Source organism: Paraburkholderia sp. XV (genome assembly GCF_020177535.1).
In the GTDB taxonomy this organism is placed as follows: Bacteria; Pseudomonadota; Gammaproteobacteria; order Burkholderiales; family Burkholderiaceae; genus Paraburkholderia; species Paraburkholderia caribensis.
The window spans coordinates 1-10,127 of sequence record NZ_JAGUUD010000189.1 but is presented as its reverse complement, the minus strand read 5'-3'; the positions used below and the strand labels follow the sequence as shown (position 1 = coordinate 10,127).

General features: G+C 63.1%; 10 protein-coding genes and 1 riboswitch. Of the genes, 4 read left to right on the top strand and 6 right to left on the bottom strand.

Going from position 1 to position 10,127, the window contains the following annotated elements; all coding sequences use genetic code 11:
- Positions 1-166: 166 nt before the first annotated feature.
- A complete protein-coding gene (locus tag KFO72_RS40085; RefSeq protein ID WP_225034405.1) occupies positions 167-799 on the bottom strand; it encodes a LysE family translocator in 633 nt (210 codons plus the stop codon).
- Positions 800-837: 38 nt separating this feature from the next.
- Positions 838-935, bottom strand: a riboswitch (ZMP/ZTP riboswitch).
- 45 nt (positions 936-980) lie between these two features.
- Positions 981-1,298, bottom strand: a complete 318-nt coding sequence (locus KFO72_RS40080; RefSeq protein WP_225034403.1) for a DMT family transporter — start codon at positions 1,296-1,298, stop codon at positions 981-983.
- Positions 1,299-1,380: 82 nt separating this feature from the next.
- On the opposite strand from KFO72_RS40080, the gene KFO72_RS40075 reads away from it, so the two are divergent.
- Positions 1,381-1,794 carry a winged helix-turn-helix transcriptional regulator gene (locus KFO72_RS40075; RefSeq protein WP_060606407.1) on the top strand — a complete coding sequence of 138 codons (414 nt, stop codon included), beginning with the start codon at positions 1,381-1,383 and terminating at the stop codon, positions 1,792-1,794.
- 45 nt (positions 1,795-1,839) lie between these two features.
- Here KFO72_RS40075 and KFO72_RS40070 read toward each other — a convergent pair whose 3' ends face one another.
- Both KFO72_RS40070 and KFO72_RS40065 read right to left on the bottom strand, forming a co-directional pair.
- Complete coding sequence (locus tag KFO72_RS40070; RefSeq protein WP_054934989.1) at positions 1,840-2,994, bottom strand: epoxide hydrolase family protein; 1,155 nt, start codon at positions 2,992-2,994, stop codon at positions 1,840-1,842.
- Positions 2,995-3,029: 35 nt separating this feature from the next.
- Positions 3,030-3,338, bottom strand: a complete 309-nt coding sequence (locus KFO72_RS40065; RefSeq protein WP_054934988.1) for a superinfection immunity protein — start codon at positions 3,336-3,338, stop codon at positions 3,030-3,032.
- Positions 3,339-3,520: 182 nt separating this feature from the next.
- On the opposite strand from KFO72_RS40065, the gene KFO72_RS40060 reads away from it, so the two are divergent.
- The 3 genes from KFO72_RS40060 (at position 3,521) to KFO72_RS40050 (ending at position 7,509) form a co-directional block, all read left to right on the top strand.
- A complete protein-coding gene (locus KFO72_RS40060; RefSeq protein WP_062917414.1) occupies positions 3,521-4,981 on the top strand; it encodes a M20 family metallopeptidase in 1,461 nt (486 codons plus the stop codon).
- 101 nt (positions 4,982-5,082) lie between these two features.
- Positions 5,083-6,183: a malate/lactate/ureidoglycolate dehydrogenase gene (locus KFO72_RS40055; protein WP_054934986.1), complete on the top strand. Its 1,101-nt coding sequence runs from the start codon at positions 5,083-5,085 to the stop codon at positions 6,181-6,183.
- A 447-nt stretch (positions 6,184-6,630) separates the two neighbouring features.
- Positions 6,631-7,509, top strand: coding sequence for a crotonase/enoyl-CoA hydratase family protein (locus tag KFO72_RS40050; RefSeq protein WP_054934984.1), 879 nt, complete (start codon positions 6,631-6,633; stop codon positions 7,507-7,509).
- A gap of 189 nt (positions 7,510-7,698) precedes the next feature.
- Here the strand turns inward: KFO72_RS40050 and pdeR are convergent, their stop codons facing one another.
- Positions 7,699-9,702 carry a cyclic di-GMP phosphodiesterase gene (gene pdeR / locus KFO72_RS40045; RefSeq protein WP_062916667.1) on the bottom strand — a complete coding sequence of 668 codons (2,004 nt, stop codon included), beginning with the start codon at positions 9,700-9,702 and terminating at the stop codon, positions 7,699-7,701.
- A 192-nt stretch (positions 9,703-9,894) separates the two neighbouring features.
- Positions 9,895-10,127: hypothetical protein (locus KFO72_RS40040; RefSeq protein ID WP_225034401.1), on the bottom strand; the 233-nt coding region annotated here is incomplete at its 5' end.

The following is a 10,127-nucleotide window of genomic DNA, read 5'->3' as shown; positions in this document are numbered from 1 at the left end:
AAGAAAAGTAGGTGCCGCCCCGCACAGGGGCGACGCTTGAAGCACGCTAACGAATCGCGGATGCCAGCGCGGGGTCATGAGGCGGATGCCAGCGCAACAGCCAAGAACACAACATCAAAACCAAAACCAAAACCAAAACCAAAACCAAAACCAAAACATCAAAACCCTACCGCCCCGCGTCCATCCCCATCCTAACCGCGAGCCCAGCAAGCACCGTCCCCATCATCCACCGCTGCACCACGACCCACGTCGGCTTCCTCGCGAGAAACACAGCAATCGATCCCGCCGTCATCGCGACGGCCGAATTAACCGAAATGCTCAGCACGATCTGAACCACACCGAACATCAGCGATTGCCCAAGCACACTCCCATACTGCGGATCAACAAACTGCGGCAGCAGCGAAAGATAAAGCACCGCAATCTTCGGATTCAGCAGATTCGTGATAAAGCCCATCGTGAACAGCTTGCGCGGACTATCGACGGGCAGATCGCGCACCTGGAACGGCGAGCGTCCGCCCGGCTTCACAGCCTGCCACGCGAGATAGAGCAGATACAGCGCGCCACCAAACCGCAGCGCGTCATACGCGAACGGCACAGCAAGCAGCAACGCCGTAATGCCGAACGCGGCACAGAACATATAAACCACGAAACCCAGCGCCACACCGCCAAGCGAAATCAGACCAGCCACGCGCCCCTGACAGATCGACCGCGAGATCAGATAGATCATATTGGGCCCGGGCGTGAGCGCCATACCGAGCGCGACAACGGCAAATGCAACGAGATGCGAGGTTTGAGGCATTGCGTGAGCTCCTTGAAGGAAGACCGATCGAACGATCAAGGCAAGGCCCAGGCGCGCGGCATGACGGGATCTGCATCCCGGTTCGCGCTCCCCGGTGGTGATCCACCTCGATTGAGCGCCAGTCGCGCGAACAGCGAATTGTTTCGCGCGCTGCCGTCGCGTGCCAGATACAAAAACCGCACTACCCGTCGATACACTTGAGCGCCGCCGCCGCGCCAACGATCATCGCCATGCACGCGATGCGCGGCGCCGACACGGGATCGCCGAACAGCACGATGCCGAGCAGCGTGATACCCATCGACCCAATGCCCGTCCACACGACATACGCGGTGCCTGCGGGCAGGTGCTTCATCGCGAGCGTCAGCAGGAAGACGCTCGCAAGCGCGGCCGCCACGCCGCCGACGTTCGGCCAGAAACGCGTCCAGCCATTCGCATACTTGAGCGCGAGACCCATCAGGATTTCAACGACGCTCGCCGCGAGCAGGATTAACCACGCCATCACTACCTCCATTTGAAGAATGGACGCAGCGTAGAGGTATAGTGACCCGCTGACCATTACGCACCTTCTGGTAACCATGGCAATGTCCGCGCCGGACCATTCCGTCGACGTCCCGCACGACGCGCAGCACCCAGGCAACGTATTCGACGAGGCCTGTTCGTCGCGGCTCGCGCTTGAACTGATCGCGAGTAAATGGACACTGCTGATCCTGCCCGCGCTGCAAAACGGACCGATGCGCAACAACGCGCTGCTGCGCAAGATTGGCGGTATTTCGCAGAAGGTGCTGTCGCAGACGCTGCGCGAACTGGAGCGCAACGGCCTCGTGATCCGCGACGTGTGCGGCACGAAACCTTTGCATGTCGAATATCGGTTGAGCGCGCTCGGGCTGTCGTTGAGCGACGCACTCGTCACGCTCGACCGCTGGGCGGAAACGCACGGCGGCGCGCTCGACGCCGCGCGCGAGCGCTTCGATACGCTTGCACAGTCGCGTCGATAACGTCGATAACGTCGCTAGCGTCGATAACGACGCGCGATTGAACGCTCAGCCGCGCAGCGGCCGGAAAAAACGCCGAATCTCCTCAGCGAGCAGCGCAGGCTGTTCCATCGCAGCGAAGTGCCCGCCGCGCGGCATATCCGCGAACTGCGTGACGTTGAACACACGTTCGATCCACGAACGCGGCGGCCGGCTGATCTCCTTCGGAAAGCGCGCAAAGCCGAGCGGCGGCGTGACACGCTGGCCGGGCTCGAAGCGCAATGGCCGCGCGCGCGTTTCCGCGTAGAGCCGCATCGACGAGCCGATCGTCTGCGTGTGCCAGTACAAGGACAGATCGGTCAGCAACTGGTCCTTTGAAAACACGCGCTCCACGTCGCCGTCGCAATCGCTCCACGCACGGAATTTCTCGACGATCCACGCAGCCAGTCCCGCCGGCGAATCGTTCAACGCAAACGCCGCGGTGTTCGGCTTCGTCGCGTGCAGGTGCGCGTAGGCGCCTTCGGCATCGGCAAATACCGCCTTGGATGCGAGAAAATCCCGCTCTTCCTGCGTGATGGACGGATCGTCGGGCGGGACGCCCGGCGCATATGAACTCGGCAGGAAGTTGAGATGAATGCCGTCGACATGCTGCGCATGGCCGGCCGCCAACGCGATCGACACCGCCGCGCCCAGATCGCCGCCCTGCGCGCCAAAGCGCGTGTAGCCGAGGCCGCGCATCAGCTCCACCCACAGGCCGGCGATCGCGAACACCGACATGCCCGGCTTCGAAGGCCGTTCCGAAAAGCCATAGCCGGGCATCGACGGAACGACGACGTCGAATGCGTCGGCAGGGTCCGCGCCGAACGACGCCGGGTCGCACAGCTGCGGCAACAGTTCGGCGAACTCGATGAACGAGCCTGGCCAGCCATGCGTGATGACGAGCGGGTAGGGCTTCGGCCCCGTGCCGCGCCGATGCACGAAATGCACGGCCAGATCGCCGAGCTGCGCGACGAATTGCGGCTCCTGGTTGAGCCGCGTTTCCGTCGCGCGCCAGTCGTAGCCGCTCGCCCAGTAATCGACGAGATCGCGCAAATAGTTCATGTCGGTGCCGAGCGCCCAGGGCGCGCTGTCGAACGTGTCGGGCCAGCGTGTTTGCGCGAGGCGCGTCTTGAGCGCGGCAAGCTCGAAGTCGGGAATCGAAATCCGGAACGGAGTGATTTGCATCGTGAGGTCCTGGTCGTTGAGCGGCAGGCTGCGTGCTACTTGGCCGAACGGTCGCGCGATTCGCGCATCCGCACGCGCTCGCCGAGCCCCTTCGTAAAGCTTCGCATGCTGATGATGCGCCGCGAGCGCACCACTTCGCCTTCCAGATTGACGGGTGGATTCGGCTGCCACGCCCAGTACATCGCGATCATCCAGCCGAACACCGTCCAGCCCATGCATGCATTGAACAGGGCAAGGGTCAGCATGTCGTAGCGCTTGCGGCGGTCGGCGATGATGGACGGCAGGAAGTACAGCCCCAGCGCGGCGAAGGCCGCGACGCCTTGTATCATCATCACGGTGTTCATCGAGCCTCCACAGACGTGCCATCTATCTTTCCATTGTCGCGCGATCGGGCATCGTTCGCTTGCGGTTTGAAGGGCGATTGCAAGGCAGGCGCCCTTGTTGTTTACATGAGGTTCACACGAATTCGGCAAGCCGCGCCGTAAGGTCTATCATGTGCGTTTCGACTGCACCGGATCCCGCCATCATGATCTCCGACGATACCCAACAGGCTCAAAAGCTGAATCACGACACACTGCGCGAATTCGTCGATCGCAAATGGAACGACGAGATCGTGCCGGCGCTTACCGACTACATTGCCGTGCCCGCGAAGAGCCCGGCGTTCGATGCCGACTGGGAAAAGCACGGCTATATCGAGCGCGTGATCACGGAAGCCGCGAAATGGGCGGAGCAGCAGCCCGTGCGCGGACTGAAGCTGGAAATCGTGCGTCTGCCGGGCCGCACGCCCGTGATCTTCTTCGAATCGCCTGCCACGCGCTCGGGCAGCACGGACACCATCGTGCTGTACGGTCACCTCGACAAGCAGCCGGAGTTCGACGGCTGGCGCAACGACCTCGGCCCGTGGACGCCGAAGCTCGAAGACGGCAAGCTCTATGGCCGCGGCGGCGCTGACGACGGCTACGCGATCTACGCCAGCCTCACGGCGCTGGCCGCGCTCGACGCGCAAGGCATCGAACGGCCGCGCTGCGTCGGCCTGATCGAAACCTGCGAAGAGTCGGGCAGCTACGACCTGCTGCCGTATGTCGACGCCTTGCGCGAGCGGCTCGGCAAGGTCGGCCTCGTCGTGTGCCTCGACTCGGGCGCGGGCAACTACGATCAGCTGTGGCTCACCACGTCGCTGCGCGGCCTCGTGTCCGGCGACCTCGAAGTGCAGGTGCTCGACGAGGGCATTCACTCGGGCGGCTACGGCGGCATCGCGCCGTCGAGCTTCCGCATCATGCGGCAAATGTTCGAGCGCCTCGAAGACGCCGCCGACGGCACGCTGCTGCCGAAGGGCTTCCATTGCCCGGTTCCGCTCGACCGTCTCGACGAAGCCGAAGCGACCGCGAAGATTCTCGGCGACGACGTGTGGAAAAAACTGCCGTGGGCCTGCGGCCAGGACGGCGGCCCCGTGCTGCCGACCACCACCGATCCGAAAGAAGCGCTGCTCAATTCGACGTGGCGTCCGTCGCTGTCGGTGACGGGCGCGGCGGGTCTGCCGTCGCTCGCGGATGCGGGCAACGTGCTGCGTCCGCGCACCGCGTTCAAGCTGTCGCTGCGTCTGCCGCCGCTCGTCGACGCAGAAAACGCGGTGCAGCAGCTGAAGTCGCTGCTGGAGTTCGATCCGCCGTACAACGCGAAGGTCACGTTCAAGCCGGACGCGGGCGCCGCGACGGGCTGGAACGCGCCGGAACTCGCGCCGTGGCTCGGCACGGCGCTGAACGACGCGTCGCGCCAGCACTTCGGCGCGGACGTCGCGTTCATCGGGCAGGGCGGCACGATCCCGCTGATGAACGTGTTGAAGGCGGGCTTTCCGACCTCGCAGTTCATGGTGTGCGGCGTGCTCGGGCCGAAGTCCAACGCGCATGGTCCGAACGAGTTCCTGCATGTGCCGTACGGCAAGAAGCTGACCGCGGCGGTCGCCGAGGTGATCGCCGCCGCGCCTTGAGGTCCGTCCCGAACGTTCGACGCTGAAGCGTTATTTCGCGTGAGAGAAGCCGGCGGCTTCTCTCACTGTCTATCTGTTTCCTTTGACGAACCGATCATCGAATGAACGACACGCACGCTCCCCGTATTCCCGTCGACCACCTGCACGCCTACGTGCGCGCGATATGGGAGCAGGCGGGCAGTTCGCCGCGTGAAGCCCAGCTCGTCGCCGATCACCTCGTCGCGGCCAATCTCACGGGACACGATTCGCATGGCGTCGGCATGATCCCGCGCTATGTCGATTCGCTGCGCGATCGCGAGTTGAAGCTGAATGGGCACGCGCGCGTCGTGAAGGATGTCGGCGCAGTGTTGACCGTCGACGGCGGCAAGGGCTTCGGCCAGGTCGTCGCGCATGAGGCGATGGAACTCGGCATCGAGCGTGCGAAAAAGCTCGGCGTGTGCGCCGTCGCGCTGCGCAACGCGCATCACATCGGGCGGATCGGGCATTGGGCCGAGCAGTGCGCGAAGGCGGGCCTCGCGTCGTTTCACTTCGTCAACGTGGCGGGCGATCCGCTCGTTGCGCCGTTCGGCGGCGCGGACCGCCGCATCGGCACGAATCCGTTTTGCGCGGCCTTTCCGCGCGAGGGCAAGGCGCCGCTCGTGCTCGACTTCGCAACGAGCGCCGTCGCTTACGGCAAGACGCGCGTGGCGTACAACCAGGGCAAGCAGGTGCCGCCCGGCTCGCTGATCGACCACGAAGGCGAGCCGACCGTCGAGCCGAAAGTGATGATGGAAGCGCCGTTCGGCGCGCTGATGCCGGTCGGCGGACAGGCGGGCGGGCACAAGGGCTTCGGCCTCGCGGCGATGTGCGAGATTTTCGGCGGCGCGCTGTCGGGCGGCTACACGACCCACGAGGACACGCTGCAAAAGACCAATGCGATCATCAACTGCATGCTGTCGGTGATCGCCGATCCCGCCGCATTCGATGCGCCCAACGCCGAGGCCGAGGCGGACGCGTTCGTCGAATGGGTGAAGGCGTCGCCGCTCGCGGGCGGCGCGGAGCGCATTTATGCGCCGGGCGAGCCGGAGCGCGCGACGCGCGCCGAGCGCGAGGCCAACGGCATTCCCGTCGATCCGCAGACGTGGCGGCAGATCCGCGAGGCCGCGCTCGCGGCAGGCCTGTCGCAGGAAAACGCCGATCGCTGGTCCGCGCGCTTGCAGTAAAGCGCACCGTCACTGCGCATGCCGTTGCATGCGCACCGATCGACGGCGCGCGTCGAGCACCGACTGCACAGCACGACTGACAGCGGCGGTTTTGCCCGTTTGCCGCTTTTTGCCCCTGCTCGCCACGAATTCACAAAACAATGCAATCAGAATAATTTCGGATTGCACTAAAACGTTCGCCGCACGCATTCGCCGGAATTAAAACAGATATTCTAATTACCGCTTTGTGCCCTTATTGAAGCGGCGGTGAAAACGCGTGTTCGAAGTTTTATTTCAGGCGGCAATCGTTTGCGCCAGCCGCGCCTGGCAAGAAGCCCGCCCAGCGGGCGTCGCCATACTTATGAAGAACTGCATGCTTCTGTTGGTTAGGCCGCCCCACCAGATTCTGGTCTGTTTTAGGCTCGCAATGCTTCACCCGGGTTTTTAACTTCAAAAGGACCAGTCAAAATGAATCTGCAAAACCATCACGCCTGCCGTCCGTTCCTCGAAGCTGGCAAGCTGTCGCAAATCTCCGCGTATTACGAAGAAGAGCGCAACGTCATGTGGATGATGTTGCGCGCGCAACCGCGTCCATGCTTCAACCTCGAACTGGTGCACGACATTCTCGAACTCGCGCGGGCCGCGCGCGATTCCAATGTGCGCATCGATTTTTGGGTGACAGGCTCCGTGATTCCGACCATGTTCAACGTCGGCGGCGATCTCAGCTTTTTTGCCGACGCAATCCGCGCAGGCCGACGCCAGGAGTTGATGGCGTATGCGCGCGCCTGTGTCGATTGCGTGCATGCGGCGGCGCGCGGCTTCGATACCGGCGCGATTTCGATTGCGATGGTCGAGGGCAGCGCACTCGGCGGCGGCTTTGAAGCGGCGCTCGCTCATCATTTCGTACTCGCGCAGAACGACGCGCGGATGGGCTTCCCGGAGATCGCCTTCAACCTGTTTCCGGGCATGGGCGGCTATTCGCTCGTTGCACGCAAGGCGGGCATGCGCCTCGCGGAAGAACTGATCGGCGGCGGCGAGTCGCACACGGCGGAGTGGCACGAGAGCCGCGGCCTCGTCGACCAGCTGTTCGAGCCGGGCGAGGCGTATATCGCCACGCGCACCTTCATCGACACGTTGCGCCCCAAGCTCAACGGCATCCGCGCGATGGTGCGGGCGCGTCAGCGCGTGCTGCAGCTGTCGCGTGCCGAACTGATGGAAATTACGGAAGACTGGGTGCAGTCCGCGTTCACGATCGAGGAGAAGGATCTCGCCTTCATGGAGCGGCTCGTGATGCTGCAAAACCGCCGTGCGGGCAATCTGCGCCCGGCTGCGATGAACGTTGCGTAAGCAGGAAGGACGGTAGTCTGATTGGCAGAACGCCCCCGCGCTCAAGGTTCACGCGCTCCGTCTGCACCCGTCAGGTATTGACGCAACCATCAACGTAGCAAAGGCATCAGGCAGCATGCAATACGCAGTAATCAGCCGTATCGACGGCCAGGCGGGAGATCCCGATGATCCAGCGAACTTTTCGGGGGTTCAGGCGATCAAGCGGATCTTCTGCCTGTCATGCAGCCAGCGCTCGAAATCGGCTGCGGGCATCGGCTTACCGTAGAGAAAGCCCTGCACATATTCGACGCCCAGTCCTTTCATGAACAGTTCTTCCGATTCCGTCTCGATCCCTTCCGCCACTACCTTCAATTGCAGCGCCTGCGCGACGGCTACCATCGAACGCACCAGCGCCTGCGATTTCCTGTCCGCGTTGATCGAACTCACGAAGCTGCGGTCCAGCTTGATCACGTCGAGCGGAATGCGCCCGAGCTGCGACAGCGACGAATAACCTGTGCCGAAATCGTCCAGATGGACCTGCGCGCCGAGATTGCGGAATTGCGTGATGAGATCGATCGCGGCTGCTTCGTCTTCGATCAGGCAGCTTTCCGTCAGCTCGATATCGAGCAGGCAAGGATCGAGCTGCGCGCGTTGCAAGGCCTCGGTGAAGTGCGACACGACGGCCGTATCCACCAGTTGCCGCGCCGACACGTTGATCGCCACACGCAGCGACAGCCCGCGCGATTTCCATTGGGCAGCCTGTTCGGCCGCCGTCTCCATGACCCAGCGGCCAAGCGGTCCGATCAGCCCTGACTCTTCGGCGTAGCGAATGAACGCGGCGGGCATGATCTGCCCGCGCTCCGGTGAATTCCAGCGCACCAGTGCCTCGACGCCGTACACGGTGCCCGTGGCCAGCGACAGCTTGGGCTGATAGTGCAGCGTCAACTGGCCTTCTTCGAGGCCGCGCCGCAGGTTCGTATCGAGCCACATGTACTCGGCGACCTTGCGGTTCATCTCCGGCGAGAACACGCGATAGGTGCGCTTGCCGTCGTCCTTGGCGACGTACATGGCGGTGTCGGCTGCGCGGATCAGCGCTTCGAGGCTGTCGCCATGCTCCGGGAACATCGCGATGCCGATCGAGCAGCCCGTGTAGACCTCGACGAGCCCGAGGCTGAACGGTACGCGCAGCCGCTCCAGAATGCGCTGCGCCATCGCTTCCATCGACGCGACGGACGCAACGGGCGACAACACGATGAACTCGTCGCCGCCCAGGCGCGCGAGCGTGTCGTCGTCGGCGAGGCACTCGCGCACGGCCGACGACACATCCTGGATCAGCCGGTCGCCGAACACATGGCCGTAGTGGTCGTTGACCTTCTTGAAGTTGTCGAGATCGAGAAACAGGATGCCGACGGCTTCGCCCGCCGCCGCGCTGGCGATGGCCGCGCGCGTCTTGTCGTGAATCGCGTTGCGATTGGGCAGGCCTGTCAGTGAATCGGTGTTCGCCAGTTCCGACAGGCGTTCCTGGGCCCGGCGTTCCTCTGTAATGTCGGTGCCCGAGCAGATCAGAAACTGTTCGTCGACGCCGCTGCCGCTCATCACGAACTTGTTGCGAAAGAGGAAAAGCCGCTCGCCGTGCACGGTGCGCACGCGCCGCTCGACTTCATACGCGACGCCTTGATTGAAGAAGCCCGAGATGTTCTGGCTCGACGCCGCGCCCGCTTCGGACGACATGAACAGCGCCCAGACGCTGCGCCCGACCACGTCTTCTTCCTTCATGCCCGTGAGTTCTTCGGCCAGCCGGTTGAAGCGCTGGATGCGGCCGTTCTTGTCGACGATCACGACGACGGAATTGACTTCTGACACGACCTGCTCGGCGAACGACAGCCCATGCACCAGATCGCGCGCGACGGACTCGGTGTCTTCGTACGCCGAAGCCGTGCCCGCCCAGGTGCTGCTGTTGAGTTTCTTGCCGACGAGATGCAGACGCAGTGCTTCGCCGGACAGGCGCACGTCCATGGTCAGATGCGCGGTGACGCCCGTGAGCCTGCGGATCTGCGCGGCCTGCGCACCGGACAGGGCAATGGCGACCGTGGCCTTGTCGTCATCCGTTTCGGGCGTCAGTTCGAGCGCATTGCTGTCGCTCGACAGGCGCCAGCAGGGGCTGCTCGTTCCGAATCGGGCGAAAAGCACCTGATCGTGTTGATCGTCGTTCATGAAGGGTCCCCGGGCAAAAAATTTGCCTCCAGTCGAGCTCCGAATACGAGTACAGCACGCGGCGGCGAAGAGTCTTATCGATGACTGACTTGCTTCATTGTAACGAAGCGGCCAGACGTCCGGCACCGAATTGATTAACGACCTTTGAATCAGCTTTCTTTAACCAGAAAGCATAGAAAAAAATGATGCTTTTCAGGGATTGGTTCCGCAAACGTTCACGGGGATTTGTGCACGTGCGTGCGGATTTTCGATGCTTTTGGTGTTCGGGATTTTCCTTTGGGGTTCATGCGTTGCGGTTTGGTGTCTTGCTTCATGCGTCGTCGCTGTTTGGTGTTTTGGCCTTTTTTCGCTGGCATCCGCGATTTGACTCTGCGCTGGCATCCGCGTTACGTTAGCGTGCTTCAGGCGTCGCCCCTGTGCGGGGC